Source organism: Cryobacterium sp. Y50, assembly GCF_002929805.1.
GTDB lineage: Bacteria > Actinomycetota > Actinomycetes > Actinomycetales > Microbacteriaceae > Cryobacterium.
Genome location: NZ_PJJM01000084.1, coordinates 1 through 15,893 on the forward strand (window position 1 = coordinate 1; position 15,893 = coordinate 15,893).

General features: G+C 63.7%; 14 protein-coding genes and 1 tRNA gene. 6 read left to right on the plus strand and 9 right to left on the minus strand.

What is annotated here, in order from left to right; translation table 11 throughout:
* Window positions 1-200 precede the first annotated feature (200 nt).
* Entirely contained in the window at window positions 201-1,889 is a 1,689-nt protein-coding gene (gene aceB, locus CXY73_RS07660) for a malate synthase A (protein ID WP_104137800.1), read from the minus strand.
* A 267-nt stretch (window positions 1,890-2,156) separates the two neighbouring features.
* Here aceB and CXY73_RS07665 point away from each other — a divergent pair, with 267 nt between their 5' ends.
* Window positions 2,157-3,638 carry an XRE family transcriptional regulator gene (locus tag CXY73_RS07665; RefSeq protein WP_104137803.1) on the plus strand — a complete coding sequence of 494 codons (1,482 nt, stop codon included), beginning with the start codon at window positions 2,157-2,159 and terminating at the stop codon, window positions 3,636-3,638.
* Between the two features lie 49 nt (window positions 3,639-3,687).
* Here CXY73_RS07665 and CXY73_RS07670 read toward each other — a convergent pair whose 3' ends face one another.
* Window positions 3,688-4,269, minus strand: a complete 582-nt coding sequence (locus tag CXY73_RS07670) for an HAD family hydrolase (RefSeq protein WP_104137806.1) — start codon at window positions 4,267-4,269, stop codon at window positions 3,688-3,690.
* A gap of 325 nt (window positions 4,270-4,594) precedes the next feature.
* Between CXY73_RS07670 and CXY73_RS07675 the strand changes: the two genes are divergently transcribed.
* The gene (locus CXY73_RS07675) at window positions 4,595-5,551 is read left to right on the plus strand and encodes an ATP-binding cassette domain-containing protein (protein ID WP_104137809.1); all 957 of its coding nucleotides are present in this window, start codon (window positions 4,595-4,597) and stop codon (window positions 5,549-5,551) included.
* 88 nt (window positions 5,552-5,639) lie between these two features.
* On the plus strand, window positions 5,640-7,073 hold the full coding sequence (locus tag CXY73_RS07680; RefSeq protein WP_104177354.1) for an aminobutyraldehyde dehydrogenase: 1,434 nt from the start codon (window positions 5,640-5,642) through the stop codon (window positions 7,071-7,073).
* A gap of 190 nt (window positions 7,074-7,263) precedes the next feature.
* Here CXY73_RS07680 and rplA read toward each other — a convergent pair whose 3' ends face one another.
* The 7 genes from rplA to CXY73_RS07715 all read right to left on the minus strand — a co-directional run bounded on the left by rplA (window position 7,264) and on the right by CXY73_RS07715 (window position 12,644).
* Entirely contained in the window at window positions 7,264-7,953 is a 690-nt protein-coding gene (gene rplA / locus CXY73_RS07685) for a 50S ribosomal protein L1 (RefSeq protein WP_104137815.1), read from the minus strand.
* Window positions 7,954-8,075: 122 nt separating this feature from the next.
* Window positions 8,076-8,507, minus strand: a complete 432-nt coding sequence (rplK, locus tag CXY73_RS07690; protein ID WP_104137817.1) for a 50S ribosomal protein L11 — start codon at window positions 8,505-8,507, stop codon at window positions 8,076-8,078.
* Between the two features lie 119 nt (window positions 8,508-8,626).
* Complete coding sequence (nusG, locus tag CXY73_RS07695) at window positions 8,627-9,580, minus strand: transcription termination/antitermination protein NusG (protein WP_104137819.1); 954 nt, start codon at window positions 9,578-9,580, stop codon at window positions 8,627-8,629.
* Between the two features lie 100 nt (window positions 9,581-9,680).
* Window positions 9,681-9,953, minus strand: coding sequence for a preprotein translocase subunit SecE (secE, locus tag CXY73_RS07700; RefSeq protein WP_104137822.1), 273 nt, complete (start codon window positions 9,951-9,953; stop codon window positions 9,681-9,683).
* 42 nt (window positions 9,954-9,995) lie between these two features.
* Window positions 9,996-10,068: transfer RNA gene (locus tag CXY73_RS07705), tRNA-Trp, on the minus strand.
* 282 nt (window positions 10,069-10,350) lie between these two features.
* Window positions 10,351-11,805: an NAD(P)/FAD-dependent oxidoreductase gene (locus tag CXY73_RS07710; protein ID WP_104177355.1), complete on the minus strand. Its 1,455-nt coding sequence runs from the start codon at window positions 11,803-11,805 to the stop codon at window positions 10,351-10,353.
* Entirely contained in the window at window positions 11,802-12,644 is an 843-nt protein-coding gene (locus CXY73_RS07715; protein WP_104137827.1) for a UbiA family prenyltransferase, read from the minus strand. The genes CXY73_RS07710 and CXY73_RS07715 overlap by 4 nt, the downstream gene beginning before the upstream one ends.
* A 154-nt stretch (window positions 12,645-12,798) precedes the next feature.
* Here CXY73_RS07715 and CXY73_RS07720 point away from each other — a divergent pair, with 154 nt between their 5' ends.
* The 3 genes from CXY73_RS07720 to CXY73_RS07730 all read left to right on the plus strand — a co-directional run bounded on the left by CXY73_RS07720 (window position 12,799) and on the right by CXY73_RS07730 (window position 15,874).
* Entirely contained in the window at window positions 12,799-14,001 is a 1,203-nt protein-coding gene (locus CXY73_RS07720; RefSeq protein WP_104137830.1) for a pyridoxal phosphate-dependent aminotransferase, read from the plus strand.
* Window positions 14,002-14,078: 77 nt separating this feature from the next.
* Window positions 14,079-15,023 (plus strand): ABC transporter ATP-binding protein, encoded by a 945-nt coding sequence (locus CXY73_RS07725; protein WP_104177356.1) that lies wholly within the window; start codon window positions 14,079-14,081, stop codon window positions 15,021-15,023.
* The gene (locus CXY73_RS07730; RefSeq protein ID WP_104137837.1) at window positions 15,020-15,874 is read left to right on the plus strand and encodes an ABC transporter permease; all 855 of its coding nucleotides are present in this window, start codon (window positions 15,020-15,022) and stop codon (window positions 15,872-15,874) included. The genes CXY73_RS07725 and CXY73_RS07730 overlap by 4 nt, the downstream gene beginning before the upstream one ends.
* Window positions 15,875-15,893: the final 19 nt, after the last annotated feature.

A 15,893-nucleotide genomic window follows, 5' to 3' on the forward strand; every position in this document is an offset into this window, starting at 1 on the left:
TTCGCCATGCTGCGAGACGGCACCCTCTACGAAACTGAACACCAACTCGCTGCTTGACAAAAACATAGGGGCACCCCCCCAACTAGGGGATGGAACGACCCGTCGCCCGAAAACAAAAAAGCGGGCAAACGGATGCTTCACCCCGGCATCATCACAGGGGTGAAGTAACTGTTTGCCCGCTTTCGCGAACGCCGAATAAGTTAGAAGAAGCGGGCGTACGCTCCGACCGTCAAAAAGGTCGGAAACTCGGGCTCGAGCGCTGAGGTGCGTAGCACCGTGAGGGCGTCGTCGAAGCGGTCGGAAGGTGTGCGCTCGAGGCCGTCGACGATCTCGTCGAGCACCTCTTCAACCCAGTCGGAGTCGATTCGGCGCCCCTCGGCGGTGATCGAGTTCTCGTGGATCCACTGCCAGAGCTGCGAGCGGGAGATCTCCGCAGTGGCGGCATCTTCCATCAGGTTATCGATTGCCGCAGCCCCAACGCCGCGCAGCCAGGACTCAATGTAGCGCAGCGCTATGAGCACGTTGCCGCGCACGCCGGCCTCGGTTATCTGACCGCCAACCGACGCGACATCGAGCAGCTGGGCGGCCGTCACGCTCACCTCTGGGCGAATGCGCTCGAGCTGGTTGGGCCGGTCGCCGAGCACCGCGTCGAACTCTGCCTGTGCGGTCGGAATCAGGTCGGGGTGCGCTACCCAGGAGCCGTCGAAGCCGTCGGTGGCCTCACGCTTCTTGTCGGCCGCGACCTGGGCGAGCGCCTGCTCAGTCACGGCCGGGTCGCGACGGTTCGGAATGAACGCGCTCATGCCGCCGATGGCGAAGGCTCCGCGACGGTGGCAGGTTGCCACGAGCAGCTCGGTGTAGGCCCGCATAAAGGGCACCGTCATGGTGATCTGCTTGCGGTCGGGAAAGACAAAGCGACTGCCGCGGGCACGGAACGTCTTGATGATGCTGAAGATGTAGTCCCAGCGGCCGGCGTTGAGGCCGGCGCAGTGGTCGCGCAGCTCGTAGAGAATTTCGTCCATCTCGAAGCCGGCCTGAATCGTCTCGATCAGCACGGTGGCGCGCACGGTGCCGTACTTGATTCCCAGACGCTCTTCGGCGTAGGTGAAGATGTCATTCCACAGGCGAGCTTCCTTGTGGCTCTCGAGCTTAGCGAGGTAAAAGTAGGGGCCGGTGCCGTTCTCGATGAGCTTCTGCGCGTTGTGGAAGAAGTACAGGCCGAAGTCGATCAGGCTGCCCGAGGACTTCATACGACGGTTGGCGCGGTCGACGAAGGTCACGTGCTTGTCCACCAGGTGCCAGCCACGCGGACGCACGACGATGGTCGGTGTCGTCTTATTCGTGATCTCGTACTTCTTGCCCTCGGGACTCGTGAAGCTCAGCTGACCGCGCACTTGGTCGAACAAGGTCAACTGGCCCTCGATCACATTGGCCCAGGTAGGGCTGGTGGCGTCTTCCTGGTCGGCGAGCCACACCTTGGCACTCGAGTTGAGCGCGTTGATGGCCATCTTGCGATCGGTCGGACCGGTGATCTCCACGCGGCGGTCCTCCAAACCGGGTCCGGCTCCTGCAACCCTCCAGCTTGAATCCAGACGGATGCTTTCGGTTTCGCTCAGAAACTTGGGGTCGCGACCATTCGCGGCATCCACTCGAGTCTGCAGTCGGGCGGCGAGCAGGTCGTGCCGAGTGCCGGCAAAACGCTCGTGCAGCTCGGCGAGAAATTCGAGGGCACCGGGCGTGAGGATCTCGTCATAGCGGTCACCGAGCGGGCCGGTCACCTCGAGGTGCGGGCGAATGGTGGCGAAGCTGCCGGTCGTGGTCTTCACCTTGTCGGTCTTGGTAGGCGCGGAGGCGACCGTCTGATCAATGGTCGGGTTTGGGGTGTTCATGGTCTGGCTCCTTGCGAAAGTAGGTGAAACCGACAGGGGACGAACCCGAATTGCTGTTCGCCCGATCTCAGGCTGAATGGTGGTGGAACGGTTCTGCTTCGGTCGAATCGATGGGCGCGAGGGTGGATGCGTTCAGTGTTCAAATCGACGTTACGGGCCTGTGGTCATACTCTGCCGGGTCTGCGCGGTGCAAAACCAAAATATACAGGCAGAAGAAACCCTGTTCTTCTGATTGTGGAAACTTTTGAATCGTGTGACACTGTGTGAATGGTTCCCGCTGAAGCCCTCGCCGCCCTGTCATCCCTCGCCGTCGATGAACCCGAGCTCGACGCGCTCACCCTCGGGCGGCGCATCCGCGAGCTGCGCACAGCCCGTCACCTGACGCTCGACACCCTCGCCGCCGCGATCGACCGCGCGCCGTCGCAGGTGTCGATGATGGAGAACGGTAAGCGCGAACCACGCCTCTCCATGCTGCGCACAATTGCCCTCGCCCTCGGCACGACCGTCGATGAATTGATGCGAACCGATGCCCCCTCCGAACGGGCCGCACTGGAAATCTCGGTTGAGCGCGCCCAGCGCGGCCCGGTGTTTCAAGCGTTGGGTCTGCCCCGCATTCGTGTGAGTAAGGGGCAGAGCGACGAAACCTTGCACACCATTCTGAGCCTGCACAACGAGATCGACCGACTCAACCGGGAACGAGCCGCGACCCCGGAGGAAGCCCGGCGGGCCAACTCGGCCCTGCGCCAGATCATGCGGCAGCAGGACAATTATTTTCCGGAGCTCGAGGCCCAGGCCCTCGAAATTCTCACCGCGGTGGGGCATTCCGGCGGGCCGGTATCGCAGCAGCTCGTTGCCGACATGGCCACCCATCTGGGCTTCTCGCTGCACTACGTCAACGATCTGCCGCACTCCACCCGGTCGGTTACCGACAAACGCAACGGGCGCATATACCTGCCGACAAACCGCTCGGCCTCGAGGGATTCCCGCTCCCCGATCGTACAAGCCTTCGCCAGCGAACTGTGCGCGCACGAGGAACCGAAGAATTATGCAGAATTTCTGCGTCAGCGGGTGGAGACGAACTATCTCACCGCAGCCATCCTGCTGCCGGAGCGTGACGCCGTGCGTATGCTCACCGAGGCGAAAACCCTGCGGCGCATCTCGATGGAAGATCTGCGCGACGCCTTTGCCGTCTCCTACGAAATGGCCGCGCACCGCTTCACCAACCTCGCCACCGCCAGGCTCGAAATTCCGGTGCACTTCATGAAGGTGCACGAGTCAGGCACCATCATCAAGGCCTACGAAAACGACAACGTGCGCTTTCCCAGCGACGCGCTCGGCGCGGTCGAGGGCACCACCGTTTGCCGCAGCTGGACGGCCCGTACAGTATTCGACGTTGCTGATCGCTTTAGCGCGTGGTATCAGTACACCGATATGCCGGCCGGAAGCTTCTGGTGCACTTCACGCGTCGAGAAGGCCAAGGAGGGCGAATATTCGGTGAGTGTTGGTGTTCCATTCGCCCACGTGAAGTGGTTTCGCGGGCGTGAAACGTCAAACCGCGCCGTGTCGCTCTGCCCGGACGAGTCGTGCTGTCGCCGGGCGCCCCACAACCTGGCCGACCGCTGGGCCGGGCAGTCCTGGCCGGCCGCGCGCACGCCGACGAGCCTGCTCGCCGCACTGCCCACCGGCACCTTTCCCGGCGTCGACCAGACCGAGGTCTACCAATTTCTTGAGGCCCACTCTCCGCGCTAATCCTCGATCGATTTGCGGAGGGCCAGAAGTTAGACGTTGGGCGTGAGATTTAGGCTGCATTAAACCGGTGAGCGTCGTTCACTCCGTCACCCACCATCGCCACGACGTAGCTCTCAGCCTGAAGACCGAACACAAGGTCGAGTTTGTCTTCGGGCAGGAACGAAGCGTGAATCTCATAAACGCCGGTGATAGACCCGACGACGTTCGCGGCCAGCGATGAGTCGCCGGTCAGCCTGACGACTCGTTTCGCACCGCCAGCGTGCAGGTTCGTGCCCATCTGGGCGGCGCCAGGTCGCACTTCATCGGCAACGCCGATAACACGAGCAGCGGTTTCGTCGATGGTGACAATCGTCGGCGTGCGGCCTGCCTCGGCCGGTTCGTTGGCGGCGCGCGCTGCGGCGCCCATATCCACGCTCCCGCACTGCGCGGGTGGCGCCGGATTTCCAATCACAACGCGGTGGACGTTGGTGGCGACCGCGATGCCCTGGTCGGGGACCGGTTCAGTTGACTCCGGCAAACCGGTGAGGTCTGGCCCTTCGTGTCGTACGGCATCCAGTATCGTGCGGGCCAGCGGATGCTCAGGGCCGGCTTCGGCGCGCCCCGCCCAACCCAGTACCTGCTCACGGGTCATGCTCGCTACAGCACGATCACGTCGGTTACCCACGAATCAACCGGGAAATGCTCAACGAAACAGCGTTGAGGCCAAGGCCCACGACGACCCGGCGCCGGGGGAATCACTGGGTTTACTGCTGGGGACTACTGGGGTCTGGGCATCCGCTTAAAAAGAAGAACAAACCGGTACGTTGTTGGCGTCAGTCCTAGCTAATATTGGTACACGTGAGGGTGGTGTCGGTCGAGGCACACGCTTACCGTTCCACGCACCAGAGAGTTTCGGTTGTGAACGTCAGTCCCACGTTTCAGTCGATGCTCTCGCCCTACTGAAATGCGAGCTGACCATGTGTGATGCTCGCGCTGTGCTGCGTCGGATCAATCTTGCCGTGCGGGCAGGAATCCCCTCGGCCGAGGCGGCACTCACTCCGCCGGACGAATGGCTCGACCCCGCCCCACCGGCTGCACCGACCGCGGAGACCACGGCTCCGCTGCCGTCCCACTGGTTTCGCTCGGCGGCTGTGCTGGACGTGCGCGGACTGCGCATTGCTGCGGGAGCCCGACCCGACGCACCGTTGCTGGTCAACGGCATCTCACTTTCCATTACCCGAGGTGAAGCGGTCGGGCTGGTCGGTGACGCCAGTTCCGGAGCCCTCGAGGTCGCACAGTGCATCGCCGGGCTGCTGCCGGCACCGGCGGTGATCCGTTCCGGGTCGATTCTGTTCAACGGCGGGGAGCTGGTTGGGCTGCCCCCACGACCGCGGGACCGGCCGCGGTACGCGAAGATCGCCTACCTGCCACGCGATCCACTCGGCAGTCTCGACCACGGAGTGACCGTCGGAACACAACTGACCGCACCGTTGCGCTTCCTCGGCCTGGCCAAGACGGCCGCCTATGATCGATCGTTAGCGCTGCTGGATCAGGCGGGTGTCGAGCGCCCCGAGCACACGTTCACGTCCTACCCGCATCAGCTGTCGCACCTGGTCGCGCAGCGCGTGCACATTGCCGCTTCACTTGCGGGCAAACCCGACCTCGTCGTGGCCGATAACCCCACAGACACCCTGGACGCGTCAGACAGCTCAGACATTTTGGACCTGCTGCGGGTGCTGCAGCGCGACAATGGGCTGACGATGATCATGGTGACGCGTTCGATCAGCGTGGCGGCGCTGACGTGCCAGCGGGTCGCCGTTGTTCAGGCCGGCGCAATCGTGGAATATGCCTCGGTCGCCGAACTCTTCGGCTCACCGAAGCATCCGTATTCCCGAGAGCTGCTGTCTGCGGGGCAGGCGCACCCCACCGTTTAGCTTGGGGATCTAATCATTGCATTCCGAATGATTTGCGGTATCGTCACGGTAGGGCGTCGCTGCCCACCCCGGCTTTCGAAAGGACCACATGTCTATCCGTGAACTCCGAAATTTTGTCAATGGGGATTACGCCGCGTCTACGGCCAGTGAGCAGCTGGACATCATCAACCCTGCCACGGAAGAGGTCTTCGCACGCACGCCGATCTCGACCGAAGCCGACGTGGCCGGGGCCTATGGGGCCGCCGCGACCGCGTTCGAGACCTGGGGCGAGACCACTCCGAGTGAACGTCAGCTCGCGCTGCTCAAGTTCGCGGACGCCCTGGAGTCGCGGGCCGAAGAACTCGCCGACGCCGAGTGTGAGAACACCGGTAAGCCCCGCGCCGGCATCGTGGGCGACGAGGTCGAGGTCATGATCGACCAGGTGCGCTTCTTCGCCGGAGCCGCCCGCCTGCTCGAAGGCAAGGCCGCCAGCGAGTATCTGAAAGACCACACCTCGTTCGTACGGCGCGAGCCGATCGGTGTTGTCGGCCAGGTTACGCCGTGGAACTACCCTATGATGATGGCGATCTGGAAGATCGCCCCAGCTCTGGCTGCCGGCAACACCGTCGTGCTCAAACCGAGCGACTCGACCCCGGTCTCGACCCTGCTGCTGGCCGAGATCGCCTCCGAGTTTCTGCCGGCCGGAACCTTCAACGTCGTGACCGGAAACCGCGACACCGGTCGAGCCCTGGTGACCAACCGAACCCCGCAGCTAGTGTCGATCACCGGTTCCGTGCGGGCGGGTATGGAGGTGGCCTGCGCCGCCGCGCTTGACCTCAAGCGCGTTCACCTGGAACTTGGCGGCAAGGCGCCGGTAATTGTGTTCAATGACGCCGACATCCAGCAAGCCGTCGAGGGCATCGCCGCCGCCGCGTTCTACAACGGCGGCCAGGACTGCACTGCGGCCACCCGGGTGCTCGTGCAGGAGGGCGTCCACGACGAGTTCGTCGCTGCCCTCGCTGCCTATGCCAAGGACAACGCCCGCACCGGCGCACCGCTCGACGAGGGCATTCTGTTTGGCGCACTGTCGAGCGCCGATCAGCTTGCGCGGGTGCAGGGCGTCATCGAACGCCTGCCCGCCCACGCCACACTCGCGCTCGGTGGCCACCGCCAGGGCAGCACCGGCTATTTTCACGAGGCGACCATCGTGTCGAACCTGCTGCAGACCGACGAGGCCGTGCAGAACGAAATCTTCGGCCCGGTCATCACGGCACAGAAGTTCACCGATGAGGCGCAGGCCCTGGCCTGGGCTAACGATGTTCAGTATGGGCTCGCTTCGTCGGTCTGGACCTCGAATCACGGTGTCGCGATGCGGATGGCGAAGAACCTCGACTTTGGCTGTGTTTGGATCAACACGCACATTCCGTTGGTGGCCGAGATGCCGCATGGCGGGTTCAAGCACTCCGGCTACGGCAAGGACCTTTCCATGTACGGGCTCGAGGACTATACCCGCATCAAGCACGTCATGAGCTACATCGGCTAATTCGCCGGCAGTCGACCGATGTTCGCCTTTCCCGGCTCTTGCGAGACGGAAGTTGCGCGACCGGCACGGCGTTGGGTCATTTGCACGCAGCGCAAGCCGCTATCGTCACCACCGTTTACCGCCAGCAGTATCCACTTAAATAAGGTCGGGCCCGTCCGAAGACGGGCCCGACCTTATTTCTAACGGTTACTTAGATGCTGTTCACATCGAGCGGGATACCAGGACCGAAGGTGGTCGAGACGACGCCCTTCGTGATGTAACGGCCCTTGGACGAGCTCGGCTTGAGACGAACAACTTCTTCGAGCGCTGCGGAGATGTTCTCGTTAAGCTGCTCGACGGAGAAGGATGCCTTGCCAACGACGAAGTGCACGTTGGAGTGCTTGTCGACGCGGAATTCGATCTTTCCACCCTTGATGTCGGACACGGCCTTGGCGACGTCGGGTGTCACGGTTCCGGTCTTCGGGTTCGGCATGAGGCCGCGCGGGCCGAGGACCTTTCCGAGACGACCTACCTTACCCATGAGCTCGGGGGTCGAGACGGCAGAGTCGAACGAGGTGTAACCAGCGGCTACCTTCTCGATGAGCTCGTCGCCACCGACCTCGTCGGCGCCGGCTGCGATAGCGGCTTCGGCGGCGGGGCCGGTTGCGAAGACGATGACGCGGGCGGTGCGGCCGGTACCGTGCGGGAGAATGACGGTTCCACGGACCATCTGGTCGGCCTTGCGCGGGTCGACTCCGAGGCGGAGGGCGACCTCAACCGTGGAGTTGAACTTTGCGGAGCCGGTCTCCTTGGCGAGGGCTACGGCCTCGGCGGGGGTGAAGACGTTGTCTTCGCCGATTTTCGCGGCGGAGGCGCGGTACGCCTTTGACTTGGTTGCCATGTGAAATCTCCTGTATGTACTTCAGAGTGTGGTGCGAGCCTGGCTGGCTCTTCCACTAATTGCTTAGGGTGCTCAGGCGCCGAATGGCGCCGAAACGGAGTTAGTGCTTGAGCGCTGCGTGCCTAGGCGCTGACCGTGATGCCCATGGAGCGGGCGGTTCCGGCGATGATCTTCGCGGCGGCGTCGATGTCGTTGGCGTTGAGGTCAACCATCTTCGTCTCGGCGATCTCGCGGACCTGGGCCTGGGTGAGGGTGGCAACCTTGACGGTGTGCGGGGTTCCGCTGCCCTTGGCGACTCCGGCGGCCTTCTTGATGAGCTCCGCTGCGGGCGGGGTCTTCAGGATGAAGGTGAACGAACGGTCGTCGTATACGGTGATCTCAACCGGGATGACGTTGCCGCGCTGAGCTTCGGTCGCCGCGTTATAGGCCTTGCAGAATTCCATGATGTTAACGCCGTGCTGACCCAGTGCCGGCCCGATGGGCGGTGCGGGGTTGGCTGCGCCGGCCTTGATCTGAAGTTTGATCAGACCGGTAACCTTCTTCTTCGGTGCCATTGTGTTGTCCTTCGTATTGATGTGCGAGCAGCCCGAAGGCGGCTCTCCCGGCGGCCCGGATGGGCCCCGGTGGTTTTGGGAAACCAGCGTGGATGACCCTTATCGGGGCATCCGTTTGGTTAGAGCTTGGTGACCTGGTCGAAGCTGAGCTCGACCGGCGTCTCGCGTTCGAACAGGGAAACGAGCACGATGAGCTTGCCGCTCTCCGGCTTGATCTCGCTGATCGAACCGGGCAGGCCCGCGAACGAGCCTTCCTTGATCGTGATGGTCTCGCCGATTTCGTAGTCGACCTCTGCAGCGATGACGCGCTGCGCCGACTTTCCGGGGGCACCGCCAGCCTTGGTCGGGGCTTCGACGATTTCGACGAGTCCCTTGAGCATGCCGAAGGCCTCTTCGAAGCGCAGCGGCGTGGGGTTGTGGGCGTTGCCGACGAAGCCGGTCACACCGGGGGTGTGGCGAACTACCGACCAGCTGTCTTCGTCGAGGTCCATGCGCACGAGCACGTAGCCAGGGATACGCACGCGAGTGACCATCTTGCGCTGGCCATTCTTGATCTCGACGACATCTTCCATGGGAACTTCGCACTGGTAGATGAAATCTTCCATCGCCATCGACTGCTTGCGGTTCTCAATGTTCGACTTCACGCGACGCTCGAAACCCGCGTAGGAGTGAATGACATACCACTTGCCCGGCAGAAAGCGTAATTCCTTGCGGAAGGCTTCGTAGGGGTCGACCTCGGCATCGTCTTCTGCATCTTCTGCGTTGACGAGCTTGTCCTCGTCTTCAACGGCTTCGACGGAGGCATCGGCCTCTTCGGCGGAATCAATGTCGAGAGCGTCGTCGACAATGGCGTCAGCTTCGGGATCTGCGGACCCTGCCAGGGCATCGAGAGCGGCGTCGAGGTTGACCTCAACGTCGTCGTTCTCACCCATGACGTGCAGGGCGACCTGCTCGGCGGCCTCTACGGAGTCTTCCTCGGCCGCGAGGGTACTGCCCTCTTGCGCTTCGTCGTCCTCGGAGGACTGCTCGGCGGCAGTGGCCCAGTCGACATCGTCGTGCTTCGTCTCAGTCACTAAATCTCAATCCTTATTTGTTCTACGTGTTCAAGTTGTGCGGGCACGGGTGCCGTTGATGCTTGGCGGTCCGATTCAAAGCGGATGCCGGTGGCGCGAGTTACCCCGGCGTTCCGAAGACGTAGAGAACGGCGAGGCCGAACACCCAGTCCAGGAGCGACACGATGCCCATCATGATGACAACGAAGACGAGCACGACGCCGGTATAGCTCAGCAGCTCTTTACGAGTCGGAGTGACTACCTTGCGCAGTTCTGCGAAGACCTGCTTGATAAACAGGGACAGCCGAGCGAAAGGACCGCGATGTGACTCGCGTGCCATTCGTGCGTTTGCGACGACTTCCTCACCGGGTTCGTCGACAACTTTTCGGGCCACCTGTTTACACCTCTCATGGTCGGCGGACTAACCACCGATGTGCAGGGCGGACAGGACTCGAACCTGCAACCTGCGGTTTTGGAGACCGCTGCTCTACCAATTGAGCCACCACCCTATAGGAGTAAACTTACCCTGCTTGCTGCACCTCAATTGCTTAGAAAAAGGCACAGAAAAGCATGGCAGAATTCAACTACCTTCAACCAGTCTAGGTCACGGACCGGCCACTGTAAAGCTGAGGCGAACTTACTCGAGGAGCGAGCCATCGCTTCCTTGTCAGCTTGGCACACGAACCCTCGAGGGCGCACCCCCGGAGGAGTAAGCTCTCATCGATTGATCTAGTGTCACGCACCCGAGCAGCGCTAACTTTCTCATGGGAACGCTCGGCCGGAACCCGGAATCAGGAATTATCGAGGCGACCGATCAGCTTGTGCATCGAGGTCATGGCGCCGCCGAGCACGGCCGGGATACCGCCGCCGGGGTGCACCGATGCGCCCACCCGCCACAGCCACGGGCGTGCGCGGCTTGAGTAGCCGGGGCGGTGGAACGGCCCGCTTTGCCAGAGCGGATGGGTGGCGCCGTACAGTGCTCCGCCGGCGGAACCCCAGCCGCCGAAGTAGTGCGGGTCGAACACGACGTGGTCCCGAAACAGCTCGCTGATCGGCCGGTCCAGGCCCACGGCGGCGCTCACCCGAGCAACCTCACGCGCCACCCACGGGCTGTCGAGGTCGTAGTGGCGGCCATCGGCGGGCGCGGTGAGGAGTACCGCCACGGTGGCGCGGTCGTTGGGATAGACCTCGTGCGGCCGGTAGTAGTTCAGGAATGCCATCGTCTGCTCTGGCACGAGTCCGGCATCGAGGCTGCGGTGCAGGGCGCCCGGGTCGTCGGGTAGCACGACGGAGTGCGTGGCCGTGCCCTCTGGCAGCAGCGTCTCGAGCGCTGCATAAATGGCCACCCCCGAGCACGAGCACGAGCGCGCCCGCGTCGGTGGCGCGCCGAGCAGGCCGTCGAGCACCGCGCTGTCGAGCCCGCTCACGATCACGTCGGACGGGTACGTCGCCAACGCCGTGGTCACGAGACCTTTCGACACGGATGTGACGGGCTCGCCGGTGTGCACGTTCGCGCCGGCGTGCAGGGCCAGCCGGTGCAATGCGAGCGGGAGCTCGTTCACTCCGCCCTCGGGAACCCAGACGCCGTCCCTGGCCATAATGGCTGGCATACTCGCGTACAGGGCGAGAGTCTGCCGGGGAGAGACGCCCGCGTTGAGGGTGTGGATGGCGATGACCTCGCGCAGTCCGTCGGGCATCCAGCTCAGGCCATCAAGAAAGCTGCGCGTGGTCAGGCGGGTGCCGTACAGGCGAAATACGCTGCGCACGGCCGGCAGCGACGCCGGATCCAACGGGTTGGCGGTGAGCATGCTCGTGAGTTGGGGCCCGAGGCCGCCGTGTTCCCTTTCGAAGCGGGTCCAGGCCGCGTACCAGGGGTGCCCGGCCGGCACCGGCAGGGTGGTTGCTTCTCCCCGGTAGAAGTACCGGCCCACTTCGGGCAGTCTTTGCAGCGTGACCCCGGCCACCGCGGCGGCCTCCGCGGGGGCAGAGCAGCGAGCTCCGAGCGCGTCGTAGCGAGCGAGCAGTTCCTCCCAGACCGGGGGGAAAGTCACCAGCGCCGGTCCGGTGTCCACGCGCTGCCCGTCGATCTCGAGGCGCCTGCTCTTGCCACCGATCCAGTCGGATCCCTCTAGTACGGTCACCGAATGGCCTGCACGGGCCAATAGGGCGGCGGCCGTGAGCCCGCCGATGCCCGCGCCGAGCACGGTGATGCGCTGCGGGGACGTATTCACGCGTGATCGGGTCATGGATAAACTCCCAGCAACATGGCTGCCACAATTTGGGCCCCGGCGACGGAACCGGCAACGTAGGGAAACACGATCGAGTATCGATACAGGCGGCGGGCCGTTGCCGGTGTGGGGCTGCGCCCCAGCGATACCACCAGCCAGCCGGCGATGAGTGCATTCACCGCGGCGACCGGCCAACTGATCAGCGCGAATCCCACGGTGGACAGAGCCCACCACACGCCGCTCCATACCGTGGCGCCGCGCGCACCGAGGCAGACGGCAGTGGTGTGAATTCCAGCGGCGCGGTCCTCGTCGATATCCTGCACCGCGTCGTAGGTGTGCTTGGCCACGCTCCACGCCATCAGCCCGATAGCCGCTGCCCAGACCGGCGACTTGCCGAAGGCCAGGGGTACGAAGATCAGCGGCAAGGCGTAGGCGGCGTTGCTGAGCGAGTCGAGGTAGCGCCGGGCCTTGAAACGCAGCGGGGGTGCCGAGTAGAAGATGAAGATGATCGTGTACACGGCAATCCAGGCGAGCGCCGCCGGCGGCAACGTGACGAGAAAATACGCCACAAACGGCACGTTGATCAGCACGACCGCGAGCACGATACTGCGAGTTTCCGAGCTGAGGATGCGAGCCCCTTCGAGGCCGCCCTTGCGGGCGTTCTGGGCATCCGTTTCCTGGTCGAAGATATCGTTCACGCCGTAGATCAGGAGGTTAAACGGCAGGGTCGCCCAGAGCAGCAGCGCAATGATGTCCCAGCGCCACAAATCCCCGATCAACCACATGCCGATGACGGTCGTTCCGACGGTGTTGACCCACAGCACCGGTCGGGAGATCTGAACCAGGCGGGTGATCATTTGATCACTCTATTCCTGCGGGAGACCCAATTTTTGCGGGCATCGCATCGCTCAGCCAACGCGCGACAGATCTGCGTCACCGGGGCCGACACGAGCGCTGGCACAGCCGGGGTTTCGCTAGCTTGCGCGCGGGTCGGGTAGCTAAACTCAACACGTGGATCACGAACTCAAGCGAATTTCAAGTCGGATCGGCTCTATTGCCGAGTCAGCGACCCTCAAGGTTGACGGCAAGGCCAAGGCGCTGCAGGCGGCGGGAAGGCCGGTGATCAGCTTCGCGGCGGGGGAACCCGATTTTCAGACCCCTGAACACATCGTGGAGGCGGCGCTGACCGCCGTGCGCGATCCGAAGAACTATCGATATACCCCCGCGGCTGGACTGCCCGAGCTGCGCGAGGCCATCGCGGCCAAGACACTGCGTGACAGCAGCCTCGCGGTCTCGCCGGGCCAGGTCGTTGTCACCAACGGTGGCAAGCAGGCCGTCTACCAGGCCTTCGCGACCCTGCTCGATCCCGGTGACGAGGTCATCGTACCGACCCCGTATTGGACCACGTACCCCGAAGCGATCCGCCTCGCCGGCGGCGTGCAGGTCGACGTCTTCGCCGGCAGCGACCAGGGCTACCTCGTGACCGTCGAGCAGCTCGAAGCCGCACGCACTCCGCGAACCAAGGTGCTGTTGTTCGTCTCACCGTCGAACCCCACCGGCGCCGTTTACTCGCCGGAGCAGACCCGTGCCATCGGCCAATGGGCTGAAGACAACGGTCTCTGGGTCATCTCCGATGAGATCTACCAGAACCTCACGTACGACGGCGTGCGCGCCGTTTCTATCGTCGAAGCCGTTCCGGCGCTCGCCGACCGCACGATCCTGGTCAACGGCGTCGCCAAAACGTATGCCATGACCGGCTGGCGCCTCGGCTGGATGGTCGGCCCCGCCGACGCCATGAGGGCGGCAGCAAACCTGCAGTCGCACCTCTCCTCGAACGTGTCGAACATCTCTCAGCGCGCCGGAATCGCTGCGTTGAACGGCCCGCAAGGCGCCGCCGAGGCCATGCGGGTGGCCTTTGACCGCCGCCGCAAGCTGATCGTGGCTGAGTTGAACAATATCCCCGGCGTCGTGACACCCACCCCGCAGGGTGCCTTCTATGTCTACCCCGATGTGACCGGCCTGCTCGGCCGCCAGTGGGGCGATGTGACGCCAACGACGTCACTCGAACTGGCCGACCTCATTCTCGATCGGGCCGAGGTGGCCGCAGTTCCTGGCGAAGCTTTCGGGCCGAGTGGATTCCTGCGCTTGTCATACGCCCTCGGCGATGACGCCCTGCTCGAGGGCGTGCAACGTCTGCAGCGCCTGTTCGCCTAGTACGGCATCCGGCGACTTGTGAACGGGGGACACGACCAACGGCGGCTTCGGGGGCGCGGGAGTAAGATTCTGAGTCCATGACAACCACAGCCCCGGTCGTGCAGGTGCGCGACCTGCAGAAATCATATGGCGGCGTCGAGGCGGTGCGCGGCGTGAGTTTCTCAATCGCGGCCGGTGAGACTTTCGCCCTGCTCGGCCCTAATGGCGCCGGCAAGAGCACGACGATCGAGATTCTCGAAGGTTACCGTGACCGTTCCGGCGGCGAGGTGAGCGTGCTCGGCATTGATCCGCATCGCGGAGGCCTGGACTGGAAAGCCCGCCTGGGCATTGTGCTGCAGACCAGCGGCGAGAGCGGCAATGCCACAGTGACAGAGCTGCTGCGCCACTTCGCCGGGTTCTATCCCCATCCCCGCGACGTCGACGAGGTCATCGACGCGGCGGGCCTGCGCGAGAAGGCCAAAACCCGCGTCGGCAAACTTTCCGGCGGGCAGCGTCGCCGAGTTGATGTCGCCCTCGGCATTATCGGACGCCCCGAGTTGTTGTTTCTCGACGAACCGACCACCGGCTTCGACCCCGAGGCCCGGCATCAGTTCTGGAGTCTGATTCGCGGGCTCAAGGCGGAGGGCACCACCATTCTGCTGACGACCCACTACCTCGACGAGGCCGCGCAACTCGGCGACCGAGCCGGAATCATCGCCGGTGGCCAGCTCATCGACATCGGTTCGCTCGACAAACTCGGCGGAGCGGATGCCCGCGTTCCGGTCGTGCGCTGGCGTGACGGCAACGGATTGGTACGCGAAGAGCGTACGAGCCGCCCGGCGCAGGTCGTGGCCGAACTCGTCCGCAGCTTGAACGGTGCCGAGCCCGCGGATCTCGAGGTAATCCGGCCAAGTCTCGAAGACGTGTACCTGTCGCTCGTGCGTGGTCACGAGGCAATGCCGGCTGGGAGCGGGGCGGCAGCATCCACCAATGAGGGTCGGTCGGATCCGAGCCGACGCATCTATAAGGACGTACGAGCATGAGCGCCACGGTTTTGGTCGCCCGCCCGCAGAACAAGGCTCCGAGCACACTCGTGCTCGGCCTGTCCCGCATCGGCTATGAAACGCGCCTGTACTTTCGCTCCCCCGATACCCTGTTGTTCACGTTCTTTTTTCCGTTCATCATGCTTGGCATATTCACCGCTGCGTTCAGCTCCTCCGGCAATATCGGTGCGAACCCCGACGGAACCGGCGGCGTCAGCGTGGGCGCCTACTATCTGCCCGGCATGCTCGCCGCCGGCATGCTTCTCTCTGGTGTGCAGAACCTCGCTGTCGATATCGCCGGCGAGAAGAGCGATGGCACCCTCAAACGCCTGGGTGGCACCCCACTGTCCCCGCTGAGCTATTTTCTCGGCAAGATCGGGCAGGTCTTCGTCACCGCGATTCTCCAGGCTGGCCTTCTGCTTCTCGTGGCGCGGCTTGTGCTCGATATCGCGCTGCCGACTGAGCCCGAGAAATGGGCGACTTTCGCCTGGGTGTTCGTGTTCGGCGTGATCACGAGCGCGTTTCTCGGCATAGCGCTGTCGGCGGCACCTCGGTCGGGGCGCAGCGCCACGGCCGTGGTGGCTCCCGTGGTGCTCGTGCTGCAATTCATCTCGGGCGTCTATCTGCAGTTCACGACGCTGCCCGAGTGGATGCAAAATTTGGCGAGCATCTTTCCGCTCAAATGGATGGCTCAGGGCATGCGTTCGGTCTTTCTTCCGGAAAGCTTCGCGGCTGCCGAGCAGAGCGCTTCCTGGGATTTACCCTGGGTGGCCGGCGCCCTCGGCATCTGGCTGGTGCTGGGTCTCGTGCTGAGCCGGGTGACGTTTCGCTGGATTCGACGCGACGCGTGAGCCTGGCCTAAAGCCCGGG

Excerpts from the sequence above, each read along its gene's own strand:
- aceB (WP_104137800.1), bottom strand. The coding sequence starts at position 1,889 with ATGAACACCCCAAACCCGACCATTGATCAGACGGTCGCCTCCGCGCCT.
- CXY73_RS07665 (WP_104137803.1), top strand. The coding sequence starts at position 2,157 with ATGGTTCCCGCTGAAGCCCTCGCCGCCCTGTCATCCCTCGCCGTCGAT.
- CXY73_RS07670 (WP_104137806.1), bottom strand. The coding sequence starts at position 4,269 with ATGACCCGTGAGCAGGTACTGGGTTGGGCGGGGCGCGCCGAAGCCGGC.
- CXY73_RS07675 (WP_104137809.1), top strand. The coding sequence starts at position 4,595 with ATGTGTGATGCTCGCGCTGTGCTGCGTCGGATCAATCTTGCCGTGCGG.
- CXY73_RS07680 (WP_104177354.1), top strand. The coding sequence starts at position 5,640 with ATGTCTATCCGTGAACTCCGAAATTTTGTCAATGGGGATTACGCCGCG.
- rplA (WP_104137815.1), bottom strand. The coding sequence starts at position 7,953 with ATGGCAACCAAGTCAAAGGCGTACCGCGCCTCCGCCGCGAAAATCGGC.
- rplK (WP_104137817.1), bottom strand. The coding sequence starts at position 8,507 with ATGGCACCGAAGAAGAAGGTTACCGGTCTGATCAAACTTCAGATCAAG.
- CXY73_RS07710 (WP_104177355.1), bottom strand. The coding sequence starts at position 11,805 with ATGACCCGATCACGCGTGAATACGTCCCCGCAGCGCATCACCGTGCTC.
- CXY73_RS07715 (WP_104137827.1), bottom strand. The coding sequence starts at position 12,644 with ATGATCACCCGCCTGGTTCAGATCTCCCGACCGGTGCTGTGGGTCAAC.
- CXY73_RS07725 (WP_104177356.1), top strand. The coding sequence starts at position 14,079 with ATGACAACCACAGCCCCGGTCGTGCAGGTGCGCGACCTGCAGAAATCA.
- CXY73_RS07730 (WP_104137837.1), top strand. The coding sequence starts at position 15,020 with ATGAGCGCCACGGTTTTGGTCGCCCGCCCGCAGAACAAGGCTCCGAGC.